Genomic DNA, 24031 nt, shown 5'->3' on the forward strand with positions numbered 1-24031 from the left:
ATAATGGCACAAAATGCCCATCGGATTTTCAGCCCTCACCTGCCTGCAGGCATGAAGGCAGTGCTCTGCACCAGCATGCCATTAGAACAGGGCATTTGCCTGCAGCTTCGCCTGACGAAATGAGGACACACTCCGCTAATATATGGTATATTGCCTGCCTTTTCGCATGAAAGTGGAGGCACCTGTGTTTGAAAATCTGACCGAACGGCTGTCGCATGCCTTTAAGGTGATGAGCGGGCAGGCGCGCTTTACCGAGGAAAACATGCAGCAGGCGCTGCGTGAAGTGCGCCTGTCATTGCTGGAAGCCGATGTGGCATTGCCGGTAGTCAAGGATTTTCTCGAAGGGGTGCGTCAGAAGGCGCTTGGTGAAGATGTACACACCGACCTGAAGCCAGGAGAGGCGCTCGTCAAAATTGTGCACGATGAACTGGTGCACCTGATGGGGGATACCCGTGTTGCCTTGAATTTTAAGGCGCAGCCGCCGGCGGTATTCTTAATGTGCGGCCTGCAGGGCTCTGGTAAAACGACAACGACTGCAAAGCTTGCGCGCTACCTGATTGAAACAGAAAAAAAGAAAGTCATGCTGGTGAGTGCGGACGTGTATCGTCCGGCCGCTATTGACCAGCTGAAAGTATTGTCCGAGCAGGTTGGCGCGATGTTCTGGCCCTCGCATGCCGGGGAAGACCCGGTAGCGATTGCTGAAGCCGCACTCGAGCATGCCCGCAGGCAGTTTGCCGATGTGCTGATTGTGGATACAGCCGGGCGGCTGCACATCGACAGTGCAATGATGGATGAAATCGCGCGTCTTCATAAGGCGGTCAATCCGCTGGAAACGCTTTTTGTCGTTGACAGCATGACCGGCCAGGACGCGGCCAACACTGCGAAAGCGTTTCACGATACGCTGCCGCTTACCGGGGTCATTCTTACTAAAACCGACGGGGATGCCCGCGGGGGCGCCGCACTTTCCGTGCGCCAGATAACCGGCCAGCCTATCAAGTTTCTTGGAACCGGTGAAAAAACGACGGCCCTTGAGCCGTTTCACCCTGAACGGGTTGCCTCACGCATCCTCGGCATGGGGGACTTGCTCACTCTTATCGAGGAAGTGGAGCGCAAGGCCGACAAAAAAACGAGCGAGAAGCTTGCCAAAAAAATCAGCAAGGGAAAAGGCTTTGACCTTGAGGACTATCGCCAGCAGATTCTGCAGATGAATTCCATGGGAGGGCTGCAGGGCATGATGGCGAAACTGCCTGGCATGAGTCAGCTGCCAAAGCAGGCCATGCAGCAGGTCAATGACAGCATGCTGGTTAAAACGCTTGCCATCATCGATTCCATGACCTTGAAAGAGCGGCGTCTGCCTAAGCTGATTGTAGGCTCACGCAAGCGGCGGATTGCCAATGGCTCTGGTACGGCAATTCCTGATGTTAACCGCGTGCTCAAGCAGTTTGAGCAGATGCAGAAGATGATGAAGAAGTTTACAAAGCCCGGAGGCATGCAAAAAATGATGCGTGGCCTCGGTGGTCTTGCGGGAATGCAGGGGCTTAAGGGCCTCTTTCCCGGGGATAAGAATTAGTGATTGACGCACCCCTGCGGGTTTCGTACAATACACGGCATTTTTACGTAATCTACTCTTGAAGCAGAGGAAAACAATGGTCGTTATTCGTTTGTCATTGGCCGGCGCTAAAAAGCGTCCTTTTTATCATGTCGTTGTCACTGACAGCCGCAAACGTCGCGATGGCGGTTACATTGAGCGCATCGGTTATTACAACCCGATAGCACGTGGTCAGGAAACTGAACTGCATCTTGATACTGAGCGCCTCCAGTACTGGCAGAGCGTTGGTGCCCAGATGTCTGACAGAGTGCTGTCACTGGTCAAGGCATTCAGCAAAAAAGCTGCAGCATAAGGTGACCGAGGTTTCCAGCCGGATAGTGGTCGGCCGTTTTGGTCGGCCGCATGGTATAAAAGGCGCGATTGTCGTGCATTCTTTTACCAGTCCTGAAGACTCACTGCTGCAGTATATGCCATGGCAGATATGCAGGAGCGGGCGCTGGCAAGACGTTTCACTGATAAAAGTAGACGTTCAGGGGCGATTGATACTGGCGCAGGTCGAAGGCTATATAACACGCGAAGACGTGGCGTCCCTCACCAACCTTGATATTGCTGTTGACCGAGGGCTGTTGCCACAATTGCCGGAAGGTGAGTACTACTGGTTTGACCTTGTCGGCATGGAAGTTGTGACCTCCAGTGGTGTTATGCTGGGCACGGTGACTGAGCTGATGCCTACAGGTGCCAATGATGTGCTGGTTATTGATGGTGAAAAGCGCCATCTTGTGCCGTGGCTGATGGAGCGTGTGGTGCAGGCAGTAGACATGCAGCATCGCCGCATCACGGTCGACTGGGATCCGGATTTTTAGCCGATGCTCTACCTTGGCGCTGTCAGCGTGCTGCCTGAAGTGTTTGAAGGCCTGCACCACGGTGTGACCGGGCGGGCGATTCAGCGGGGGCTGGTGCAGTTTAACTGCTGGAACCCACGCGAGTGGGCACCGCGTCCCTGGCGACAGGTGGATGACAAGCCCTATGGTGGCGGACCTGGCATGGTGCTGTCGTACGAGCCGCTTGCAGCCGCCATTCGACATGCCAGAGCGCAGATGCCGGCCGCGTGCCGCACGATTTATTTAAGCCCTCAGGGGCGCGTGATTCGCCAGCAGGATTTAAATACCGTGGCGGAGCGCAAGCAGCCGCTGCTGTTTATAGCAGGGCGTTATGAAGGCATAGACGAGCGCATTATCACCCGTTTTGTGGATGAGGAATGGTCGCTTGGCGATTTTGTACTGAGTGGTGGCGAGCTCGCGGCCATGGTGTTTATGGACGCGATTGTGCGATTGCTTCCCGGTAGCCTTGGGCATCAGGGATCGGCGCAGCAGGATTCCTTCATGGAGGGAATACTGGATTGCCCGCATTATACCCGGCCTGAATGTGTCGAGGGGATGGTCGTACCGCCGGTGCTCATGGGGGGTAACCACCGCGATATTGAGCGCTGGCGCAGAAAGATGGCACTTGGAAACACATGGCTGAAGCGGCCGGATTTACTGGCGAACATGCCAGCAGAAGGGCGTGATGCGCAGTTACTGGAAGAATTTATCCGCGAGCGGGCACCATCCAGCGGGGATAGTGCACCGGGCGCAAGTTTTAACGAGGAGCAACCAAATGACAAACATTATTGACGTTATCAATGCCGAGCAGATGCAGGGCAAGAGCATTCCTGAATTTGGCCCAGGCGACACGGTGCTGGTACAGGTCAAGGTGAAAGAGGGTGCCAGAGAGCGTTTGCAGGCTTTTGAAGGTGTTGTTATTGCCAAGCGCAACCGTGGTCTGAATTCAGCATTTACTGTGCGTAAAATTTCTCACGGTGTAGGTGTTGAGCGTGTGTTTCAGACATACAGCCCGGTGGTTGACAGCATTGCTGTGATTCGCCGCGGGGATGTTCGCCGTGCGAAGCTCTACTACCTGCGCAACCTTGCCGGTCGTGCTGCACGTATCCGCGAAAAGCTGGCGACCAAAAAAGCAGACTAAGGTTTGCGCATTCGTCAGGTTTTACCAACGCCTGCGGGGCTTTTGTGTGTCGATCATGACACACACGTCCTGCAGCGTGCTTTTTTTATGCCGGATGGTGAAATACAGACGGCAGACGATCTTTTTTCCTGCCATATCCGCGACACGCTCGCGGCATGGTGTCTTAGTCCTCAATCCCCATTGAATGTGCCTCTGGAGCCAGCTGCAACACCCTTTCAGCGTGTGTTTCGTGAAGCGCTGCTGCAAATTCCAGCGGGGCAGACGGTCTCTTACGGAGAGCTTGCGAGAACGCTGCGCACATCCCCGCGTGCCGTTGGTCAAGCCTGCAGACTGAACCCACTGGTTCTGTTCGTGCCCTGCCACCGGGTTGTTGCGAATTCCGGACTCGGTGGTTACATGGGCTCCAGCGCACCTTCTTCTGTGAAGCGGGCATTGTTGCATCATGAAAATTTTTACGCGCAGCAATAACGCTCCATGCTGAGCGAAGCGCCGTGCACCCCAATGCCAGGTGCCATGAATGAACACAAAACGTTGTATTTAATAGACTTTTCGGATGAGCTTCGCGCCGCGAAGCCCGGCATCGGGTATCCCCAAAGGCCGGATGCTTTTTTCGTGCATCCTATCCCGCGCTTATCAGCGCAGGCTACAGCGCCATTTTTAAATAAATTATTGTATTTAAAGTGTTTTTTGTAGGCTGGGTTGAGCGCCGCGAAGCCCGGCATCGGGTATCCCCAAAGGCCGGATGCTTTTTTCGCGCATCCTATCCCGCGCTTATCAGCGCAGGCTACGGCGCCATTTTTAAATAAATTATTGTATTTAAAGTGTTTTTTGTAGGCTGGGCTGAGTGCCGCGAAGCCCGGCAGCGGGTATCCCCAAAGGCCGGATGTTTTTTTCGCCCATCCTATCCCGCGCTTATCAGCGCAGGCTACAGCGCCATTTTTAAATAAATTATTGTATTTAAAGTGTTTTTTTGTAGGCTGGGTTGAGCGCAGCGAAGCCTGGCATCGGATGTCATCATCTGTCGGATGCTTGTTCAGGCATCTCTCCCGCGCTTATCAGCGCAGGCTACCGCATTTTATAGATAAAACAAAAAGTTAAAAGGCCGGGCTTTGCATCGCGAAGCCCGGCAGCGGATGTCATCTCGCGCACCTATCCCCGGGCTTATCTCCGAGGCAACGGCGCTACAGAAACACTAAGCCAACAAAAAGATTAAAAAATATACAGATGTTGTTTACATATTCATTATGTTCTGTTATTATCCTCACGAGTCATTAATCGCGTCCTTAAGCAATTATCCAGTCAGAGGTTCATATGCGTTCAAGAAGCGAAATCAGTCCCACTCATAGCCTTACTTTTAACGATATTCAAAGTGAATATGATGCTTTGATGGGGGCTTGTGCCCCTGCGCAACCGGGAAGCGATGAGTCGTCTGAGCAAGTACATAGAAAAAAAATGCTGTCTGAATTGCGCGGTACTTACGCCCGCTACCAGTACAATGAAGCGCTTGAGGGGCTGCAAAAGCTGAGTACATTCGCACAACACAATTCTAATGAACGCCTTTCACCAGAATTTATGCAGCACTTTGCCCGTTTTAAAGAAGCGGCAACCGCCATTGACAAAGGCAACCCAATGACCCCGCCGGCGTTTAAAATGTTGCCACACGACACCGCTTTTCATGCAAACAACAAAGCGGTGTTTGTTGAACTCCGAAAAATGCAGGCATTTTACGAGCGCTTCTGTAAACCGGTAGAGCCACTCACGGCCCCGACAGCGGAACAGGTATATTGGAGCCGTCTTGTAAGAATAAGCAAAAGGCCAGCCGTTGAAACGGATTTTAGCCAAATTATTCGCAGAATCAAGCATATACTTGAGCCAGGCGCTCATGCTCGTCTAAGTGATACGATGATTCACTCTTTTATCGATCATTTTAACCGAAGTGCTTCTGTGTTGAACGAAATGCTTGGATATAAAGCTGAGCCCTCTCATACGCCGCTGCAAACACGTAGAAAGCCTCAAACCTTTGTTGATGTGAATGAATATCTTAGAGCGCAAGAGCAGGTTCGCGCCGCGTCTCGTACACGCAGTTTTTTACCCTGGCTTAAAAAAGCCTGGTATGATGCCATGCTGCCGCTGGCAAGTGAGCAAACGCGGGAACGCCCTGATTTCAAGCACTATCTTTTTGGGTATACCGGTTATCAGGCAGAGCGTGGCGGATTCTTTTCAGACCTGCGTATGCTTGCCAAAGGTGCTCTGGTTTTTCCAGCGGTACTGATAAAGCGCGTCCCGCGTTTTATTTTCTCTAACCTGCCCGCAGAGCTGTTTAATTATTTCAAGGGTGCGCAGACGCCGGATACTGAATCACGGGGCTTCTCGCTCATGAGCATCCCCGAAACGCTGTTTCGAGGGCTCGGTCTTTTGATTGACGCGGCCATTTCCCCCTACGTCTTCTTTAACCGCGTGATGAAATTCATGCACGATAAAGAAGTGCCTTTTTTGGGGCGTCGAGACATGCAGTGGATGTTTGCGTTGAATATGGCGGTCCTTTATATCGCAGCATCAGGCGCATTGCTGTTATTGACTTCGTTGCCGATAGTTGCTCTCGGAATGATAGCATCGCTGTTAACGGATGTGCCACTTGTCCGGTTTGTGGATGAATACGACAGTTTCGAGCCTGCGCATCAAGAGATTAACCGTTTTATGGCAGGCTGCTTTACCGAAGACGCTGAAGTTGAGCCTGAAACTAATCCTGGCCTGAGACTAACGACCGAGCCAGACCACTATCCCTCTCCACAGAATCAGGGTGGTTCAACTGTCTCTGAATCTCAAGCCCCGGAATATCCAGCAGTCCAACCCACTCTTGAGTGATAAATCCGAGCCCGTCACCTGGATACCAGGAGACGGGCGCTTATCAGGATGAGCCTGATGGTGCTGCTGAGCTGCTTGATGAAGCGTTTAATTGCGTGGTAATGAGGGTTGGGAGGCGCTCAAAAAAACCCACCACCTGAAGCCGCGCTCGCTCTACCGTGGCGCCGATGTTAATCTCTGGCAGGGGTGAGAGTGTATCAAGCCATACCCGCTCACACTCGCGTGGTGACAGGCGGCGTAGTTCAGCTGCAAGTGCCTCTACCCTTGCATTCACCGTTTCAACCCGTGCATCTTCCATCACAGCGGCAAGTGTGCGTTGAAGTGCCTGTAGTCTTGAGTCTGCGGCAAAGTCCGGGGTGTGCGCCAGGTGGTCTCTAAGATGTTTTTCATAAGTCTGAAGTGTTTCACGCACCTCCAGCACCCGCCGTATTTTAGAAGCCACCTCGATTCCCCGGCCATGGCCGCGGGCTTTAATAACGAGGAGCGTTTGCTCAATCGCATGATTGTTCTGCGCATCACCCCAGCCCTCAGGTTTTTCTTGCATGAGCTCTAGACAGGCCCTGGCATCAAGCGGTATTTCCGAGCGGTGATAATACTGAGATGCGACATGCGCGTTAATCCATACCCACGCCTGAAGGCCTGCGTTAAAGAGCGTAGTGGCATCAAAGTCGAGATGCTGGAAGACGCGCTCTTCTTCAAAGAGCAGTGCATACAGCACTTCAAAATGCACAATGTCGTCTGGGGTAAATCCCTTGTTAAGCAGCTCAAAGGTGCAAAGCGGCAGCAGGGCATCACTGTTTTGTACAATGCCCGGATAGCGTTGCCGTACAAACTCCACCCATTCGACCGCGCGCAAAAAATCCCCCTGGCGCAGGGCCTCCAGATACTCGGTGGTGGATGAGAGCATGAGTTCTCCAAGGCTTGAGGGTTGTTGTGAAAAAACGCGGGAATTACTCTGAATTGTCGCATCCGAGGGATAAATGTCAATCTTCACAACCTTGCAGGGGAAGTGCATCTACACACTTCCCCCAGGATGTGGGAGTAGGGGTCTAAGGGTTTTGTCCGTTTCCGTGTATCCCTGTGAAGGCAAAATTAAGCACGCACAATGGCTATCAAAAGAGGTCACACTACATAAAAGTTCTCTATCTTGCGGCTCCTCGTTAGCGGCATGCTGTTTTTGAGCGAGCAGAAATGGCATCAAGACTCCTTTGCGAATCGTATATGAGCAGATAATGGCATAATTGGACTTTTGAATAATGGCCTTTTGCTCGCGCCGGCTTGTGGGAATTGCATCTGGACGGTCTTGTCATGGCGGGTTTCTGTGCTATGGTGAAAAAAGGGATGAAGCGGGAGTTAATGATGAAACTACGCCTTATGCTTTACGGGATAGGCCTCTCACTGGCCATGAGCGCGTTTGCTGACTGCGACCTTAAACGTTTTCGCTGGGAATGCGCCCTGCCCATGCAAATGAAGCCATCTGCTTATTCAAGAGCGCCGGTCTGGTGCGGGCATGTACTCGGCTACCTGACGCGCGAGCGCTACGACAGGCTGCTGCATTACCGCCGGGTAAACGTGAATATGGTGCTCGATGTTAACGGGGAGTATATTGACAGTCCGTGCGTTCCGCATTGACATCCATCGGCTCGCGCAGCGACAGCAGCGAGCCGCCAATCAAGAGCAGTGCCCCCAGCGCTTGCGCAAGCGACAGGGTTTCGTGCAGCAGCGTTATGCCGAAAAAAAGAATGAATACCGGTTCCAGTACTGAAAGAATGGAGACCTCAAGGGGCGAGAGCAGCTCAAGCCCCTTTAAGAGCAGGACTATCGGCAGGCTGGTACAGACAATCGCAAGAATGAGAATGTATTCCCAGCACGCCGCGGTCTGCGGCATGCTGAAGCTGCCTTCCACCAGTGCGCCACCAAGGCAGGTCACCAGACAGCCGAGAGAGACCATCAGGGTCGATAGCATGGGATTGACGGGGCTGTCCTTACTTATCAAGACATACAGCGAATAGGTAAGTGCTGACAGCAGTCCCCACACCATTCCGAGAGCCGTGATATGAAAGCTGCCGCCAAGTGTCAGTGCCCATAGCCCCGGCATCATCACGAGCAGGGCAAGCAGAGAATAAAGACCTGGTATTCTTCCCTGAAAGAGAAGGCCTGCGAGCATCACCATGGCGGGATAGGTGTAAAGCAGCGCCATGGAGAGACCAGTGCCAAGGGTCTGGCTCGCTAAAAAGTAGAAAATGGAAGAACCGCTGTAAAAAAGCACCCCCCAGAGAAACACTTTTGCAAGCTCCATCGGAGGCGCGCGGGATGTATCGCGTGACAGCATGCAGACGAGCATCATGCACATACTCGCCACCAGATAGCGCCAGAACAGCATGGTAAAAACCGACATGCCTGTCTGCATGACGCGCACGCCATAAAACCCAAGGAGCCCAAAAAAAACACCGGAGAGGGTGGCATATAAAATGCCTTTCTGACGAGGTGTAATGTTGCCCATGCTTAAAACCCTTATAAAATCTGACACATGCTGGAAATCGTTGACAGCGATGGCAGCCACCATGGCTTATCGGGCCAGCAGCTGTTTAATTCTGTGGTGCTTAGGTAAAAACGATTAGTCTCAATTTTCAGCTCTTCAGTATCTTCAAGAAGGCGCTCCAGGGCCTCTCTGCGCTCCAGAAATTTTTCGAGATTATCCCGCATGATTTCTGTGGTGTCATCCAGCGCATCACGCGTGGCCTTGATGCGCGTAACATAGTTTTTAGGAGTGTGCGCGACAGTCGCAAGCGGGATTTTTTCATAAAGGAGAAAGTGCACGAGACTGCGTAGTTCGCCGTCGCTCAGTTCCCTGTTCAAGGCTGCGGCACACCAGTTTGCTCCGACTCGATAAAAGTGGACCAGATAGTTGTTCATTGAGATAACATACGGATAATTGTCGATCAACTCAAGGGCCTTTTTTTCAAGCTGCTCGACCCAGGCCCTCCCGAGCGGGCTTGCGAAAAGCCCATAGCCTGCGTGCTCTATCCAGGATTCAGTGGGATTGACCGCGAAGCGGCGCGCAATACCCGTGCATATTAAGGGCGGGCGTGCCGGGGTACTGCTTGAGGAGGCCATGCTGGAGGAGGAAGTCGCGATGCTGATGGGCTGTTCGTCTTTGTTTTGCATGAACTCTCCTCCCTGTCAAGGCTTTCTCTCCTTGTACCACACTGGCAATCGTCTGTCATGCTTTCGTGTGGGTGCGCTCTCTGACAAAGAGTGTCTCAAGCGAAACATTAAGCGCCTGATGAAGGGTCGTATCCATCTCTCGCAGCAGTGCATTCCAGGGGGAGGTGCTGGCACCGAGGCGCCCGGCGTTGGGCAGTCGCCAGGGCAGCAGTTGTGTCAGGTGGTAGAGCGTTATCTGGGAGGGGTCGCGGTTAAATACGTACTGACCATCCTGCGTGACTTCCACAAGGTGCAGCTCGATAAGCGCATTCAGCATGCCATCGGCATCGACTTCAAACGGCTGGCGATGGCCATTGATGAGCGCCTCGCGAGACAGCGTCTGGCCTTCGCACTGGGCTTTCCAGAGCATCCAGAGCCAGAGGAGGGCGTGAGAGAATCCATCGAGAGGCTGCCCGGTACGCCGCAGATGGTGCACGGAGAGGGCGTAACTAATTTCAGCGCCAACGAGCGTAATCACCCAGACCCAGTATACCCACACGAAAAACACGGGAATGGCAGCAAATGCGCCATAAAGGAGCTCATAGCTGTTATAGCGCGCAAGATAGCCGGCAAACACATGCTTCGCCGATTCAAAAAGAATGGCGGCAATGGCGCCGGCAATCAGCCCGTGACGCAGGTGTACCGGGCAGTTTGGCACCACAATATACAGAAAACTAAAGCCTGCAAATGACAAAAACAGCGGCAGCGAACCAATGAGCAGGGTTGGCGTGGAGTGTTGAATAAAGGGCAGTGAAATCATCCAGGAGCTCGCGGCAAGGCTTAAGCCGAGCAGCAGGGGCGAGAGGGAGAGAATGGCCCAGTACAATAAAAAAGCGGCAGGCCCCTTGCGGGGCGAGCTGACCCGCCAGATGCGGTTCATCGAGGTTTCGATGGTGTACATGACAAGGAGTGCTGAGACAAGGAGCGTGCACACGCCGGTAACAGAAAGCTCTGCCACCTGGCTTGCGAACTGTTCAAGGTACCCCTGCACCACCTTGCCGCTTGCCGGTACAAAGTTTTCAAAAATAAAATCCTGCAGCGGGGTTGCAAGCTGTCTGAACACCGGCAGTGAGGACAGTATCGAGACTCCAACCGACATCAGCGGTACAATGGCGAGCAGCGTGGTAAAGGCGAGGGCTGAAGCGCGGTAAGCGCAGTCATCCTCGATAAAACGCCTGACCACGAAGCGCACAAAGGCACTCATGCGCGCGCCAGGATGATAATCACGGACTGGCTTCCAGATTTTCATGCGGGTGGCACTCCTTTGGTTTTCATGCGAACCCCGAGAAGGCAAACGGCGTAAACCAGGCCGCTTAGTGCGCAGAAGAGAGCAAATACCCGGTTGTCGTGCCCGACATACACAAGGCTTGCTGCCTCCACGCCAAGGCCCTGTGCGGTCATGGAAAAGAGGCTAATCAGCGCCGCGGCCGTGCCCTTGCTCACGGGGGTGGCAAACAGGATGTGGCGATAGAGCGGTGCGTTTGCAATGCCAAGTCCCAGCGAATAAAGAATAATGCCAGGCATCAGCCAGCGATAGTCTGCACTGATAAAAACCGGCAGCGCCACACCAAGCACCAGACCGCCAATCGTGGTTGCCGAGCCGACCAGTATCAGCGTTCGGATGGTAAAACGGCGCGACAGATAGTGCAGGACGAAATTTCCGACAATAATCGCACCAAAAACGGGCAGCTGCCAAAGTGCGTAAGTCATCATGGAAGCGTGGCCGTAACGCATGATAATGAGCGGCGAAAGCCCAATCCAGGCGATACAGGGCACGGAAATAATGCCGCTTGCGAGCGATCCGGTCATAAAAGAACGGTCGGTCAGGAGTGCTTTGTAATTGCCAAAAACCGTACGTGGAGAGAGCGGGATTCGCGCAATCTTACCTCCGGCACGGGTTTTGGCGCCCACCGGTTCCGGCATGAAGCGCCAGAGTCCAACCAGTGCGATAAGTGCCAGGAGAGCAATCAGGGCGAAAATCGCACGCCAGCCCATGAGGTGAATCAAAGCCGCGCCTACGAGAGGCCCGAGCAGCGGTGCGAGCAGGGCAACGTTTGAAATGATGGCCACGAGGCGAATGGCATCCATTTCATCAAAAATTTCCTGCAGTGTGGCATAACCGATGACCCCGATAAAGCAAAGCCCCATGCCTTCAAAAAAACGTGCGAGCAAAAACTGGTTAATGGTCTGGGAGCCGGCTATGAGCAGGGTAAAGACAAAAAAAATCACGGCACCGCTCAGCATCACCGGACGTCTGCCATAGCGGTCAGAAAGCGGGCCTAAAAAAATCTGCAGACTGGCCCCGCCGAGGACATAGGCTGTCAGCGAGGTCGCGACCGCTGATTCTGGCGCATTGAAGGCTTCAACCACCTGCAGCATGCCCGGCATCATCATGTCATTGGCGATGTAGGTGAGGAACTCGTAAAGCACCAGAAAGCCCGCAAACAGGAGGGCTTTCTGGCGTGAAACGTAAATAAGCGGTTCAGGCATGATGGTATTCCGTAGTTCACAGGGCAAAATCATAACTTGATTTATAGACAATCAATCAGGTTTGTAATTGTGTCTTCCCCGCGCAGGCGGGGATCTATTTCTGTACAAGGCCTTCGGCAATAGCGCTTGCGCGTCTTCCCCGCGCAGGCGGGGATCTATTCATGGAATTAAATCCTCACTGTTTGATAAATGGAGCTCCGCCTGCGCGGAGCCGACACGGCACATAATGCATTTTTTTCAAATACAAAATGGTACATCTTGCCCTGCTGTAGTTCAGGCAAGTATAGCCGTATATGGCGCCTCGATGCTACACTGCCGCCTTTCTCTGGAGGAGGGGCTGAAGATGTCTAATCCCTATGTACTGGTGCTGTATTATTCCCGTAATGGTGCGACAGCCGATTTGGCGCGGCACATTGCGCGTGGCGTCGGGGCGGTTGAGGGCATGGAGGCGCGTATCCGAACCGTACCGGCAGTCTCGACTGTGTGTGAGGCCAGTGAGCCGAAGGTGCCGGATGCGGGTGCGCCCTATGTGGAGCTTGACGACCTTGCCCATTGTGCGGGACTTGCGCTTGGCAGCCCAACCCGTTTTGGCAATATGGCAGCCCCCCTCAAGTATTTCCTGGATGGCACGAGCGCGCTGTGGCTTTCTGGTGCACTCGCCGGTAAGCCGGCATGTGTATTTTCATCCACAAGTTCACTGCATGGTGGGCAGGAAGCGACACTTCTCAGCATGATGCTGCCCTTGTTTCATCATGGCATGCTCCTGATGGGGCTGCCTTATACACTGCCTGAACTGAGCACCACCGAAACCGGCGGCACGCCATATGGAGTGACACATCTCGCCGGTATAGAGGGCAATCGCCCGCTCAGCAATGAAGAGCAGGTGATGGCGAGACACATGGGCGAGCGCCTTGCGCGCACGGCTAAAGCGCTTCACCATAAAGAATGAAGGCACGCCCTGACTGCGTGCCGGGCGCTACTGCCCGGCATGAAACTGTCGGCTTAATTGAATCGCCATTTCAAGTGACTGTTCATAATTAAGTCTCGGGTCAACCAGACTTTGATAAGCGCGCTTCAAATCAGCGGCTTCAAGTCCTCTGGCGCCGCCGATGCATTCGGTCACATTGTCGCCGGTCAGCTCAAAGTGCACGCCGCCAAGATAGCTGTCCATGCGGCGATGAATCGCGAGTGCTTCGCTAAGTTCTGCAAGAATATTGTCAAAATGACGGGTCTTGATGCCATCAACGGTAGTTTCAGTGTTGCCGTGCATGGGATCGCACGACCACGTGACGGGTATGGCTGATTTTTTAACGGCTTCAATCAGCGGTGGCAGGTGTGCGGCAATCCGCTTTGTACCAAACCGGGTAATCAGAAGGAGCCGACCTTCGGCGCGTTGAGGATTCAGGCGACTGATGACTTCAATCAGTGCCTCGGGCGCGGTATCAGGCCCCACTTTTACGCCAACCGGGTTTTCAACGCCGCGTAAAAATTCGAGATGTGCACTGTCAGGCTGCGCAGTACGCACGCCAATCCACGGGAGGTGCGTGGAGAGGTTGTACCAGTGTCCATCATGAAGCTGGCGGGTAAGCGCCTGTTCGTAGGGCAGGTGGAGTGCTTCGTGGGACGTGTAGAAATCTACTTTGCCAAGATTGCTGGTGCGAAGGCCATCAATGGCTTCGAGAAAGTCCATGGCGTTGGCAATGGCATGCACGATGGCATGGTATTCCTCAGCCTGGGGAGAGTGCTCGACAAAACGTAAATCCCAGCGCTGCGGATGGTGCAAATCGGCAAAACCGCCATCGAGCAGGGCGCGGATGAAGTTAAGCGTCATCGCGGCGTGGCTGTATCCCTGCAGCAGCAGCGCGGGATTGGGCGTGCGTGCGGCCTCGGTAAATTCAGGCGCATTGACAATATCCCCGCGATAGCTTGGGAGTGTGACGCCATCGCGTGTTTCAAAATCGCTCGAGCGGGGTTTGGCGTACTGACCGGCAATGCGCCCGATGCGCACAACGGGTTTATGCAGGCCATGCAGCAGCACAAGGCTCATCTGCAGCAGAATCTTCAGCTTGTTACTGATGATGTCAGAGCGGCAGTCTTGAAACGACTCCGCGCAGTCTCCACCCTGCAGCAGAAAGGCCTCTCCCCGTCCGGCCATCGCCACAAGATTGCGGAGCTTTTTGACTTCACCGCTCGTTACAAGCGGTGGCAGCTGAGAAAGCTGGTTGACAACCTCTGCCAGTGCTTCTGGCGACGGATAGGTCGCCGCCTGCAGGCAGTTATAGTTTTGCCAGGAGGCTGGCGACCATTGATTCATAAGATAAAGCCTTTTGCCATCTGGCAATTACGCAGAGAATACCTCGAATTGTGCGGTAAATGTGCGCGCACTGCAAGTTATGATAAGTGTATTCATTTATATAATTGTGCAATATAATAACCCATAATGTTTAATTTGTATTTTTTATGAAGGGGTGGGCGTGAAAACCTGTAAGGTAGTTGTGCTGGACCTTGGCGTAAAAGGTTTTCACCATATACTCTCATGGTACCTTCACAACCGGGCGAATGCACTGCCTGAGCCAACGCATTCCGTAGCAATTTATCAGAATCGTGATATTCGCCAGGGTCTCAATCTGGAGTTTTGGCTGGTACCGAGTCATCGTCGACTCGAGTGCATGAGAGAGGTACTGCTTCAGGATGCCAGCGCCGTTATCCTGGTTTCAGGCTCCGTACGTGCCTCAGAAGTCAACCTGCTGCTTGACCGAGTCTGCCGCAGTCTGCCCCCGGGGCTGTCGCCCTGGCGCGCCTGCGTGGAGGGGGTGGCGCCACGAGGAGCCGCGCGGATTCGCGCTGTTAATCTGGACAACGGCGCAGGTATTGAACAGCTGATGCAGGAGGTGGTGAGTAACGTGCCTCATGAAAGCCTTCAGAAACGGGACATCAAAGAGCGTCTGCGAGCCTGGATTCGTTACGCCGAGGGCGATGGTCAAACCCCTGATTATACTTTGGGTTTCAGTTTTTTAGGGCGCTGGCAGGCTGTTGGGAGGCGGCGAAACTGCCTGACTGCAAAAAAACTACTGCTGGAACTTGAATCCCCGAATGCGCAACTGCAGCAGGTTTTAGCCAGGGCGTCACAGATACGTGCAACCATTGAGCCGGGCCTTTGTTTTTTTTCACGCCGCATTACGAGTGATACGCTAAACCGCATCATCGAGGATGGCCTTCAGCCTCCTGCCCCTTGAATTCCGCCAATCCATCCCCACTTCAGACAGTCTGACTGGATGGAGTATTGATTATGCATAAAGAATCACCCAAAGACTGGAAAGCCGTACGTGAAGCTGCTGAGCTTGAAGAGGCTGCGGCTGAAGCACCTGAAGTTGAAGATGCCCCTCATGGCGCGCTGGAACACCCTGATTATGCCGCTCTTGAAGCCAAGCTCACTGAAGCGGAGCAGCAGGCTTTTGAATACCGTGAAAAGTGTGTGCGTGCACTCGCTGAACTTGAAAACGTACGCCGCCGGGCACAGCGCGATGTTGAAGAGGCGCACCGTTATGCGCTCAACAAGTTTGTCGACAGCCTGCTGCCGGTCTTTGACAGTATCGAGCAGGCACTGGACATTGCCTCGAAAGAAGGGAACGCTGCCATGCAGGAGGGCCTCGAACTGACGCAGAAACTGCTGCAGGATACCCTGAGCCGATTTGATATTACGCAGCTTAATCCGGTTGGTGAGGCGTTTAACCCGCAGGAGCACGAGGCCATGACGGTGCAGGATGTTCCAGGTGCCGCTCCCAACAGTGTGGTGGCCGTCTTTCAGAAGGGATACCGTATTGCTGACAGAGTCGTGCGCCCGGCACGTGTGGTGGTCGCGCCCCAAAAAAATTGAGCAACCATTCACCACGCTCACCGAAAAGCCATATTTGGCGCATCTTGTGCGAACGCATTACAAAAACTGCTCACATACCGGCGTATGCTGCGCTTTTTTTGTAATGCGTTCGCACAACCTGCACTCAAATCTGACTTTTCCCCTAAAGCATTCAAAATGTGGTGAATAGATACAAAATTGAATGCATGAGGAGTGGGGCTTGAAATTGACTTTTTCTGCCCCATATAGCCGTTACGATGTTATGAAATATAGCCCTTGACCATTGGAGCAGAACGATTATGGCAAAGATTATCGGTATTGACCTTGGAACCACCAACTCGTGCGTCGCTGTTCTTGAAGGCGACACCCGTAAAGTGATTGAAAACAGTGAAGGTGCGCGCACCACGCCTTCCATTGTCGCGTACACCGATGATGGGGAAGTGCTCGTTGGTCAGGCTGCCAAACGCCAGGCCGTTACCAATCCTAAAAACACGCTTTTTGCCATCAAGCGATTGATTGGACGCAAATTTAAAGACCCTATCGTTCAGAAAGACATCAAGATGGTACCCTACGAAATCGTCAGTGCAGACAATGGCGATGCCTGGGTTCGTGTAAAGGGCGATGATAAAGCACCACCGCAAATTTCTGCTGAAGTGCTGCGTAAAATGAAGAAAACGGCTGAAGATTATCTTGGTGAGCCAGTCACAGAAGCGGTTATCACGGTGCCTGCCTACTTCAACGACTCCCAGCGTCAGGCGACTAAAGATGCCGGGCGCATTGCAGGACTTGAAGTCAAGCGCATCATCAACGAGCCGACAGCAGCAGCCCTTGCTTATGGCATGGACAAAAAGCGTGGCGATTCCGTCATTGCCGTCTACGACCTTGGGGGCGGTACGTTTGATATCTCCATCATCGAAATTGCGGAAGTGGATGGCGAGCACCAGTTCGAAGTACTCGCAACCAACGGCGATACCTTCCTTGGCGGTGAAGACTTCGACCTCGCTCTGATTGAATACCTCTCCGCTGAATTCAAGAAAGACACCGGTATCGATTTGCACAACGACCCGCTGGCACTTCAACGTTTGAAGGAAGCGGCTGAGAAGGCAAAAATCGAACTGTCATCTGCACAGCAGACCGATGTTAACCTGCCTTATATTACGGCAGATGCTTCCGGTCCTAAGCACATGAACATCAAGCTGACCCGTGCGAAGCTTGAATCGCTGGTTGAAGGTCTGGTTCAGCGTTCCATTGCGCCCTGCAAAACCGCACTGAAAGATGCCGGTAAATCCGTGTCTGAAATTGACGAAGTGATTCTTGTCGGTGGTCAGACCCGTATGCCGCTCGTTCAGAAAACCGTTCAGGATTTGTTCGGCAAGGAGCCGCGCAAGGACGTGAACCCTGATGAAGCAGTTGCCGTAGGTGCGGCCATTCAGGCGGGCGTGCTGTCAGGAGACGTGAAAGACATCCTGCTGCTTGACGTCACTCCGCTCTCACTCGGTATCGAAACCCTGGGTGGCGTGATGACCAAACTCATCGAGAAAAACACCACAATCCCTACCAAGGCGAACCAGGTGTTTTCAACGGCCGATGACAACCAGACAGCGGTAACCGTACACGTGCTTCAGGGTGAGCGCGAGCAGGCATCTGCCAATAAGTCACTGGGACGTTTTGACCTCAGCGATATTCCTCCGGCTCCACGGGGCATGCCGCAAATCGAGGTGACTTTCGACATCGATGCCAACGGTATCCTTAACGTCTCTGCCAAAGACAAGGCAACCGGCAAGGCCCAGTCCATCGTTATCAAAGCATCCAGTGGTCTTAGTGATGAAGAAATTGATGCAATGGTCAAGGATGCCAAAGCCCATGCCGATGAAGACCGTAAGTTCCGTGAAATGGCTGATCTTCGCAACCAGGCTGATGGTCTTATTCACAGCAGTGAGAAATCGTTGAAAGACCTTGAAGCAGAAATGGACGCAGACGAAAAATCGGCCATCGAAAATGCAATAGCCGCCCTTAAAGAAGCGGTTAAAGGCACGGATAAGGCAGAACTCGAAGCGAAAATTAAAACGCTTAGTGATGCTTCCGGTAAAATGGCTGAACGCGTCTACGCCAAAAAGGCCGGCAGCGGCAGTGAAGCGGCAGGTGGTGAGGCCGCTGGCGCACAAACCGCATCTTCCGATGACGGTGTGGTGGATGCAGAGTTTGAAGAAGTACGTGACGACGAGAAGAAGTAAGCTCACGGTTTCTTACACGGGGGGTGCGCGGCGGTTTTGCGTGCCCCCGTTTTATTTTGAAGAGAAGGTGAACAGTCATGGAAAAGCAGGATTTTTACACGCTTTTAGGGGTTGGTCGAGATGCGAGTGAGGCAGACATTAAAAAGGCTTACCGCAAGCTCGCAATGAAGTATCACCCTGACCGAAATCCTGATGACAAGGCTGCGGAAGAGAAATTTAAAGAGGTTCAATGCGCCTATGACGTGTTGTCAGACCCGGAAAAGCGGGCACGTTACGACCGTTTCGGCCATGCCGGCATAGACCCTTCCATGGGCGGCGGGCACGGAGGTTTTGGCGGATTTGGCGATGTGTTTGAAGACATTTTTTCGAATATTTTTAATGCTGGACGTGGTGGCTCACAGTCCCACGGTCAACATGGCGCGGATTTACAGTACACCATATCCCTGACCCTTGAAGAAGCAGCACTTGGCAAGCAGGTGGAAATTACGGTTCCCCGTCATGGTCAGTGTAAAACCTGTGAGGGCTCAGGCGCTAAAAAAGGCTCAAAACCTAAAACCTGTGAAACCTGCGATGGCATGGGTCAGGTTCGTATCCAGCAGGGTTTCTTTTCCATTCAGCAGCCCTGCCCGAGCTGCCGTGGACAGGGGCAGATTATTACCGATCCCTGCACCGACTGCCGTGGACAGGGGCGCGTGCGTGAGAGCAAAAAGCTTACGGTTAAAATTCCTGCAGGTGTGGACAATGGCGACCGGGTTCGACTCTCCGGTGAGGGAGAGGCCGGTATTCACGGTGGACAGACTGGTGATTTGTATGTTCAGGTCAGCGTGAAAAAACATGCAATTTTTGAACGTCATGACAACGAGTTGCACTGTGAGGTGCCCATAAGCTTCGCGACTGCGGCACTTGGTGGTACTATCGAGGTCCCAACCCTTGAGGGGCGGGTAAGCCTTAAAATTCCACCGGAAACGCAAACCGGTAAAGTCTTTCGACTGCGGGGCAAGGGCGTGAAGTCAGTAAGGGGGCATGGACCTGGTGACTTAATGTGCCGGGTGCTTGTAGAAACCCCGGTGAATCTCACCCGCGAGCAGCAGGATGCGCTGGCTGAGTGGCAGGCCTCACTGGATGGCAGTCAGAAAACGCATGCTCCGCGTTTAAGCACATGGTTTGAAGGGGTTAAGAAGTTTTTTGAAGACATGAAGTTTTAATGCACGGTATCTATTCATCACATTTTGAATGCTTTTCGGTGAGCGTGGTGAATAGTTACAATGCACCTTTTTGGGGTTTTTGACGATGACGCACACACCTGCAATTCTGGCGCTGGCCGATGGAACGGTCTTTGAGGGCATTTCCGTAGGCGCTCCAGGCGAGCGTGTCGGAGAGTTGGTGTTTAATACGGCCATGACCGGCTACCAGGAGATTCTCACCGATCCCTCCTATGCCGGACAGGTGGTGATGTTGACCGGGGCGCATGTTGGCAATACCGGTTGTAATCTGGAAGACATGGAATCAAACCGCGCGTTTGCGGCAGGCCTCGTGATGCGTGAGTGTACCTTCACGCCGAGCAACTACCGTGCAACGCAATCGCTGCCGGAATGGCTGATTGCTCAGGGGGTGCCAGGCATTTCGGGTATTGATACCCGCGCACTCGTTTTACGGCTGCGAAATGAAGGTGCCATGGCGGTGTGCCTCAGCACCTCAGGCGATAAGGCGCGTGCGGTTGCGCTTGCGCAGGGTTTTGCCGGCCTTTCAGGAAGCGACCTCGCGCGAGCAGTAACGTGTGAAACACCGCGTATCTGGCAGGGTGGCCGCGGTGAATGGGCCTCAAGTTCTGAGCCTGCCACCTTAAAAGTTGTTGCCTATGATTTCGGCGTGAAGCACACGATTCTGCGTATTTTGAGCGATCTTGGCTGCGAAATTACCCTCGTACCGGCTCAGACTCCTGCGAAAGAAGTGCTTGCGATGAATCCGCATGGCGTGTTTCTCTCCAATGGACCTGGCGACCCGGCAGCATGCACGTATGCGATTGAGGCTACCCGCACGTTCCTCGATGCCGGCGTGCCAGTCTTTGGCATTTGCCTCGGGTTTCAGATTCTGGCCCTTGCCTGTGGTGCACAGACGCTTAAAATGAAATTTGGCCATCATGGTGCGAATCATCCGGTGGCGGCCATTCACGGCGAAACCGCACGCGTTTTAGTGACGAGCCAAAACCATGGATTTGCGGTGGATGCCAAAACCTTGCCCGATTGCCTCGAAGCAACCCATCATTCCCTTTTTGACGGAAGCCTTCAGGGCATTCGCCATCGCAGTAAGCCCGCATTTGGTTTTCAGGGGCATCCTGAATCAAGTCCAGGACCGCACGATGCGGAAGTGTTGTTTGGCGAATTTATTACGCATTGTCGTGCAAGAGCAGCGCATCCGTAAAATCACTGAGGGATGAAAATGCCGGAACGTGCGCAAAGTGTCCGGCTTTAAAGTGCGCAGTCTCGTGCGGGGCTGAGGTGATGAAAATCGGGCTGCATTCAGCGGCCTCAGCGGCCATGATGTCAGTGATTTTATCACCGGCAAACGGTACGCCTTCAAGCGTGAATCCCATTGTTTTTGCGAGGCTCTGCAGCATGCCCGGTTCGGGTTTTCGGCAGGTACACCCGGTGTCTGGAAGGTGGGGGCAATGGAGAATGGCTTCAATATCCCCCCCCTCTGCCCGAATGGCAGCGAGCATATGTGCGTGGATGGCAGCAAGCCTTGCTGCATCGTAATAGCCTCTGGCGATGCCTGACTGGTTTGTGGCAATTCCAATGCGAAAGCCTGCCTGTTTCAGGCGCGCGAGCGCTCTAAGACTCCCCGGAAGAAAGAGAAATTCGTCAATGGATTTGATGTAGGCGCGGGAGTCGTGATTGATAATGCCATCGCGGTCGAGAAGAATGACTTTCTGTTCCATTGCACGTTCATACCACTGCAAAGCAGACGCTTTCACAAGAAGCCCTCCGTTTAATACTGACGTTGACTTGCCAGTGAGGGCTCAGTATATTTTAGGTTCTACTGTGCAGGCAATGGCTCTGCATCATCCCAGGGATAGTGCATGACAGACACGGAGGCAGGGTGCCGGTTTTACAGCATCTTTCAATAGCAGCGCCGGCCTACAACGAGGCAGAGGGGCTTGCTGAAGTCCTTTTGGCCTGGGTCGAGTATCTGCGCAATTATTCCGGGCTTTTGTCCTTTGAAATTGTTGTATGTAACGACGGCAGCAGCGATGGCACTGGCGAACTGCTTGACGCACTCGCGGCCGAAAACCCTGAAATTCGTCCCATTCATCTCCCGCATAACGAAGGCGCAGGTGCAGCACTTGCGCAGGCGATTTTGCATACCCAAAAAGACTGGGTGCTCCTCATGGATACGGACGGCCAGTTTCCTGTTGAAAATCTTGAGCGTCTGGCTAAAACGCTGCAAACAGCGCGTGTGCAGGCGGTTATTGGCGTGCGTTGCAAAAAAGATAATGCTCTGGCACGTTTTGGCAGCGCAGTATCCAGCAGGATTTGCAACCGCCTGCATGGCACAAGGCTTCGGGATTTTAATTCGGCCTGCAAACTGGTGCAGGGTAACCTTTTGCGCGCCTTGAGGCTTGAAGCGCGCGGAATGAATTATTCCACGGAAATTACCGCGCGCCTTATTGAATGCGGGGCGCCTCTTGCTGAAGTTGATATTGAGCACCGCGCGCGCGAATATGGCAGAAGCCATCTGCGCTTCATGCGCGACAGCGTGCACCGCGCGCTTTTTACCGCCTACCTGGCACTGCGCCTTTTGCTTATCAACCGCAACATATTACGGGTTTCTTATGAAAAAACCGCACGGGTCGCAAAAGAATAAGTGTCAGGAGCCCGCGTTACGCCCAATCCGTGTAGTGCTCTTTTGTGGGGGACGGGGAAGTGCGACCATTATCCATGAGTGGCTTCGCCATGCGAATGTGGCACTCACGCTCGTGGTTAATGCGTATGACGATGGCCTTTCAACAGGAGCATTGCGTGATTTTATCGCACAGATGCTCGGGCCTTCTGACTTTCGTAAAAACCTCTCCTGTCTGCTCGACCCCTATTCAGAAAGCCAGTATGCGCTGAAACATTTACTGGAATATCGTTTTCCCGCGACACAGGCCGAAACGGCGATACAGGCGCTCGAAACCTGGTTGCAAAGAGAGAAGCGTAAAAACTTGCCAGAACCGTTGCGAGCGCTTTTTGGAACACTGACACCGGCAATCGCTGCCAGGGTGCGTGCGCTGCTGACCGTGTTTTTCGACTATGCACGATGTGAAGCTTCAGCGTTTGACTACAGGGACTGTGCGCTTGGCAATCTGATTTTTGCCGGTGCCTATCTGAAAAATCACTATGATTTTAATGCCGCCACCTGCGAGATTGCAGAACTGGCCTGTTCACGGGCGATGCTTGTCAATGTGAGCGAGGGCGAGAACCGTATCCTTGTCGGACTTAAAGACAATGGTGAAGTGCTGACCTCGGAGGCAAAAATCGTTGGCGAGCAGTCAGAGGTGCCTATCCGTCAATTTTTCTTTCTTGAAGAAAAACTGGATGATGCCTTTTTGCAGTCACTCGAACCCTTGAATGTGGATGAGCGTGAGCAGAGGCTCAGGGCACTTGAGCGTCTGCCACGGCTTTCTCGGGAGGCAGAAGAAGCCTTAAGGGACGCGGATATCATTCTTTATGGTCCGGGTACCCAGCATTCTTCCCTGCTTCCCAGTTATCGCATCGCCGGAGAAGTTATTGCGCAGGCGAAAGCTCCTGTTAAAGCGCTGGTGCTTAATCTTGGGCCAGACCATGATATCCAGTCCCTGAGTGGGGAGGGCATTGTCAATAATGCGCTTGCCTGTCTTGGGGATATGGATAATACACACGGTGTGATTACCCACGTGTTTGTCGATAACAACAGTATTTTTGGGAGGACGCTGCAGCACCAGCCCGAGTACCGGCATGCTGCGATTATCGCGGGAAATTTTGCCAATGCCTATCGTCAATATGTGCACAACGGTCATGCCATCGTAGCAAAGGTACTCGCGCTTTGGGCGAAACCAACGGATGATACCCTGCCGCAGGCAGACATGTTTGTGGATATCCACAAGCGCTCCAGTGGACTTGGGGAATTGTATGAAGAAGTGCTGGAGGCAGACTGGCGACATTATTTTTCCCGCGTGACCCTCACCCTTAACCATGCATCTATCCAAGAGCCCGTGCCTGGCAATCTGATGGAGGTACGGGAGTGGTCAGGAAAGGGCGCTTTTCCAGAAGTTGGGTATTTTCTCGACTGGTACCAGCACCGGGATTCAGAATATCTGATTGTGGTGGCCGGTGATGGAAAATACCACATACGGGATGTTTTGCGTGCTATCACACTGCTTGAGCAGAGCCATTATGGCGCAGTTTTTGGCTCTCGCAACCAGAGTCGCGCGCAGTTTCGCGCGTCTATTCGTGCGGCCTATGGTGAGCGGCGTGTGCTTGGTACCTGCAGCCTGTGGGGCTCGCTGCTCGTAAGCGGTATTTTTGCCTTTCGGTTTGGCATGGTGTTTTCCGACCCGCTCACCGGATTTCGTGTCTTTAAGCGCCGCCGTCTGCAGGCGGCCATTGGCGAGGCCTCGCTGTGTCGCGCGCGAACGCCGGTCAGCCTTGCCGCCTGGCTCATTCAGCACAACGTTGAAATCGCCGAGCTTCCTGTCAATTATCGCACTTATGCAGGTTTTGCCGATCCGCGCTGGCGGGTGCGGCGCGGACTTAAAAATCTTTTAAGTACATTCAGGAGGTAGTGCGA

The 24031-nt window shown here is 53.3% G+C and carries 23 protein-coding genes; 16 read left to right on the forward strand and 7 right to left on the reverse strand.

Features of this window, described 5'->3' with window-relative positions:
* Positions 1–184: 184 nt before the first annotated feature.
* The 7 genes from ffh (at position 185) to E4T54_RS08315 (ending at position 6436) form a co-directional block, all read left to right on the forward strand.
* Positions 185–1570: a signal recognition particle protein gene (gene ffh / locus E4T54_RS08285; protein ID WP_028387514.1), complete on the forward strand. Its 1386-nt coding sequence runs from the start codon at positions 185–187 to the stop codon at positions 1568–1570.
* 76 nt (positions 1571–1646) lie between these two features.
* Positions 1647–1901: a 30S ribosomal protein S16 gene (gene rpsP, locus E4T54_RS08290; protein WP_028387513.1), complete on the forward strand. Its 255-nt coding sequence runs from the start codon at positions 1647–1649 to the stop codon at positions 1899–1901.
* Position 1902: 1 nt separating this feature from the next.
* Positions 1903–2412: a ribosome maturation factor RimM gene (gene rimM, locus E4T54_RS08295; RefSeq protein ID WP_028387512.1), complete on the forward strand. Its 510-nt coding sequence runs from the start codon at positions 1903–1905 to the stop codon at positions 2410–2412.
* A gap of 3 nt (positions 2413–2415) precedes the next feature.
* Positions 2416–3222: a tRNA (guanosine(37)-N1)-methyltransferase TrmD gene (trmD, locus tag E4T54_RS08300; RefSeq protein ID WP_081776838.1), complete on the forward strand. Its 807-nt coding sequence runs from the start codon at positions 2416–2418 to the stop codon at positions 3220–3222.
* The gene (gene rplS, locus E4T54_RS08305; RefSeq protein WP_028387511.1) at positions 3206–3571 is read left to right on the forward strand and encodes a 50S ribosomal protein L19; all 366 of its coding nucleotides are present in this window, start codon (positions 3206–3208) and stop codon (positions 3569–3571) included. The genes trmD and rplS overlap by 17 nt, the downstream gene beginning before the upstream one ends.
* A gap of 3 nt (positions 3572–3574) precedes the next feature.
* Positions 3575–4039, forward strand: coding sequence for a methylated-DNA--[protein]-cysteine S-methyltransferase (locus tag E4T54_RS08310; protein ID WP_028387510.1), 465 nt, complete (start codon positions 3575–3577; stop codon positions 4037–4039).
* Between the two features lie 984 nt (positions 4040–5023).
* A complete protein-coding gene (locus E4T54_RS08315) occupies positions 5024–6436 on the forward strand; it encodes a hypothetical protein (RefSeq protein WP_028387508.1) in 1413 nt (470 codons plus the stop codon).
* A 43-nt stretch (positions 6437–6479) separates the two neighbouring features.
* On the opposite strand, the gene E4T54_RS08320 is transcribed toward E4T54_RS08315, so the two are convergent.
* Complete coding sequence (locus E4T54_RS08320) at positions 6480–7451, reverse strand: hypothetical protein (RefSeq protein ID WP_028387507.1); 972 nt, start codon at positions 7449–7451, stop codon at positions 6480–6482.
* A gap of 341 nt (positions 7452–7792) precedes the next feature.
* Here E4T54_RS08320 and E4T54_RS08325 point away from each other — a divergent pair, with 341 nt between their 5' ends.
* The gene (locus E4T54_RS08325; RefSeq protein ID WP_115152884.1) at positions 7793–8068 is read left to right on the forward strand and encodes a hypothetical protein; all 276 of its coding nucleotides are present in this window, start codon (positions 7793–7795) and stop codon (positions 8066–8068) included.
* Here E4T54_RS08325 and E4T54_RS08330 read toward each other — a convergent pair.
* Genes E4T54_RS08330 through E4T54_RS08345 form a run of 4 tightly spaced genes read right to left on the reverse strand, consistent with a single transcriptional unit; the run spans position 8028 to position 12133 of the window.
* Positions 8028–8939 carry a DMT family transporter gene (locus tag E4T54_RS08330; RefSeq protein ID WP_028387505.1) on the reverse strand — a complete coding sequence of 304 codons (912 nt, stop codon included), beginning with the start codon at positions 8937–8939 and terminating at the stop codon, positions 8028–8030. The genes E4T54_RS08325 and E4T54_RS08330 overlap by 41 nt on opposite strands.
* A gap of 11 nt (positions 8940–8950) precedes the next feature.
* Positions 8951–9604, reverse strand: coding sequence for an R-SNARE family protein (locus tag E4T54_RS08335; RefSeq protein ID WP_028387504.1), 654 nt, complete (start codon positions 9602–9604; stop codon positions 8951–8953).
* A 55-nt stretch (positions 9605–9659) separates the two neighbouring features.
* A complete protein-coding gene (locus tag E4T54_RS08340) occupies positions 9660–10892 on the reverse strand; it encodes a YihY family inner membrane protein (RefSeq protein ID WP_238582819.1) in 1233 nt (410 codons plus the stop codon).
* The gene (locus E4T54_RS08345) at positions 10889–12133 is read right to left on the reverse strand and encodes an MdfA family multidrug efflux MFS transporter (RefSeq protein WP_028387502.1); all 1245 of its coding nucleotides are present in this window, start codon (positions 12131–12133) and stop codon (positions 10889–10891) included. Before E4T54_RS08345 ends, E4T54_RS08340 begins: the two co-directional genes overlap by 4 nt.
* Positions 12134–12476: 343 nt before the next feature.
* Between E4T54_RS08345 and wrbA the strand changes: the two genes are divergently transcribed.
* The gene (wrbA, locus tag E4T54_RS08350; protein WP_028387501.1) at positions 12477–13082 is read left to right on the forward strand and encodes an NAD(P)H:quinone oxidoreductase; all 606 of its coding nucleotides are present in this window, start codon (positions 12477–12479) and stop codon (positions 13080–13082) included.
* 27 nt (positions 13083–13109) lie between these two features.
* Here the strand turns inward: wrbA and E4T54_RS08355 are convergent, their stop codons facing one another.
* Positions 13110–14447 carry a 3-deoxy-7-phosphoheptulonate synthase class II gene (locus E4T54_RS08355; protein ID WP_028387500.1) on the reverse strand — a complete coding sequence of 446 codons (1338 nt, stop codon included), beginning with the start codon at positions 14445–14447 and terminating at the stop codon, positions 13110–13112.
* 160 nt (positions 14448–14607) lie between these two features.
* Here E4T54_RS08355 and E4T54_RS08360 point away from each other — a divergent pair, with 160 nt between their 5' ends.
* The 5 genes from E4T54_RS08360 (at position 14608) to carA (ending at position 20644) form a co-directional block, all read left to right on the forward strand.
* A complete protein-coding gene (locus E4T54_RS08360; RefSeq protein WP_028387499.1) occupies positions 14608–15369 on the forward strand; it encodes a hypothetical protein in 762 nt (253 codons plus the stop codon).
* Positions 15370–15422: 53 nt separating this feature from the next.
* The gene (grpE, locus tag E4T54_RS08365) at positions 15423–16010 is read left to right on the forward strand and encodes a nucleotide exchange factor GrpE (RefSeq protein WP_035904206.1); all 588 of its coding nucleotides are present in this window, start codon (positions 15423–15425) and stop codon (positions 16008–16010) included.
* A gap of 278 nt (positions 16011–16288) precedes the next feature.
* Complete coding sequence (gene dnaK / locus E4T54_RS08370) at positions 16289–18223, forward strand: molecular chaperone DnaK (protein ID WP_028387497.1); 1935 nt, start codon at positions 16289–16291, stop codon at positions 18221–18223.
* Positions 18224–18300: 77 nt separating this feature from the next.
* Positions 18301–19428, forward strand: a complete 1128-nt coding sequence (gene dnaJ / locus E4T54_RS08375; protein WP_028387496.1) for a molecular chaperone DnaJ — start codon at positions 18301–18303, stop codon at positions 19426–19428.
* 85 nt (positions 19429–19513) lie between these two features.
* Positions 19514–20644, forward strand: a complete 1131-nt coding sequence (gene carA, locus E4T54_RS08380) for a glutamine-hydrolyzing carbamoyl-phosphate synthase small subunit (protein WP_028387495.1) — start codon at positions 19514–19516, stop codon at positions 20642–20644.
* On the opposite strand, the gene gmhB is transcribed toward carA, so the two are convergent.
* A complete protein-coding gene (gene gmhB / locus E4T54_RS08385) occupies positions 20610–21197 on the reverse strand; it encodes a D-glycero-beta-D-manno-heptose 1,7-bisphosphate 7-phosphatase (protein ID WP_238582818.1) in 588 nt (195 codons plus the stop codon). The genes carA and gmhB overlap by 35 nt on opposite strands.
* Before the next feature lie 125 nt (positions 21198–21322).
* Here gmhB and E4T54_RS08390 point away from each other — a divergent pair, with 125 nt between their 5' ends.
* A complete protein-coding gene (locus E4T54_RS08390; protein WP_028387494.1) occupies positions 21323–22087 on the forward strand; it encodes a glycosyltransferase family 2 protein in 765 nt (254 codons plus the stop codon).
* Positions 22056–24026, forward strand: a complete 1971-nt coding sequence (locus E4T54_RS08395; RefSeq protein ID WP_162150902.1) for a 2-phospho-L-lactate transferase CofD family protein — start codon at positions 22056–22058, stop codon at positions 24024–24026. The genes E4T54_RS08390 and E4T54_RS08395 overlap by 32 nt, the downstream gene beginning before the upstream one ends.
* Positions 24027–24031: the final 5 nt, after the last annotated feature.

Origin of the sequence: Legionella geestiana (genome assembly GCF_004571195.1) — a bacterium.
Taxonomy (GTDB): domain Bacteria; phylum Pseudomonadota; class Gammaproteobacteria; order Legionellales; family Legionellaceae; genus Legionella_B; species Legionella_B geestiana.

Coding starts and splice junctions, on each gene's coding strand:
- rplS (WP_028387511.1), top strand. CDS start 3,206: ATGACAAACATTATTGACGTTATCAATGCCGAGCAGATGCAGGGCAAG.
- E4T54_RS08355 (WP_028387500.1), bottom strand. CDS start 14,447: ATGAATCAATGGTCGCCAGCCTCCTGGCAAAACTATAACTGCCTGCAG.
- E4T54_RS08340 (WP_238582819.1), bottom strand. CDS start 10,892: ATGAAAATCTGGAAGCCAGTCCGTGATTATCATCCTGGCGCGCGCATG.
- carA (WP_028387495.1), top strand. CDS start 19,514: ATGACGCACACACCTGCAATTCTGGCGCTGGCCGATGGAACGGTCTTT.
- E4T54_RS08345 (WP_028387502.1), bottom strand. CDS start 12,133: ATGCCTGAACCGCTTATTTACGTTTCACGCCAGAAAGCCCTCCTGTTT.
- E4T54_RS08330 (WP_028387505.1), bottom strand. CDS start 8,939: ATGGGCAACATTACACCTCGTCAGAAAGGCATTTTATATGCCACCCTC.
- E4T54_RS08395 (WP_162150902.1), top strand. CDS start 22,056: ATGAAAAAACCGCACGGGTCGCAAAAGAATAAGTGTCAGGAGCCCGCG.
- E4T54_RS08335 (WP_028387504.1), bottom strand. CDS start 9,604: ATGCAAAACAAAGACGAACAGCCCATCAGCATCGCGACTTCCTCCTCC.
- trmD (WP_081776838.1), top strand. CDS start 2,416: ATGCTCTACCTTGGCGCTGTCAGCGTGCTGCCTGAAGTGTTTGAAGGC.
- rpsP (WP_028387513.1), top strand. CDS start 1,647: ATGGTCGTTATTCGTTTGTCATTGGCCGGCGCTAAAAAGCGTCCTTTT.
- dnaK (WP_028387497.1), top strand. CDS start 16,289: ATGGCAAAGATTATCGGTATTGACCTTGGAACCACCAACTCGTGCGTC.
- grpE (WP_035904206.1), top strand. CDS start 15,423: ATGCATAAAGAATCACCCAAAGACTGGAAAGCCGTACGTGAAGCTGCT.
- dnaJ (WP_028387496.1), top strand. CDS start 18,301: ATGGAAAAGCAGGATTTTTACACGCTTTTAGGGGTTGGTCGAGATGCG.
- E4T54_RS08320 (WP_028387507.1), bottom strand. CDS start 7,451: ATGCACTTCCCCTGCAAGGTTGTGAAGATTGACATTTATCCCTCGGAT.
- E4T54_RS08315 (WP_028387508.1), top strand. CDS start 5,024: ATGCTGTCTGAATTGCGCGGTACTTACGCCCGCTACCAGTACAATGAA.
- E4T54_RS08325 (WP_115152884.1), top strand. CDS start 7,793: ATGATGAAACTACGCCTTATGCTTTACGGGATAGGCCTCTCACTGGCC.
- wrbA (WP_028387501.1), top strand. CDS start 12,477: ATGTCTAATCCCTATGTACTGGTGCTGTATTATTCCCGTAATGGTGCG.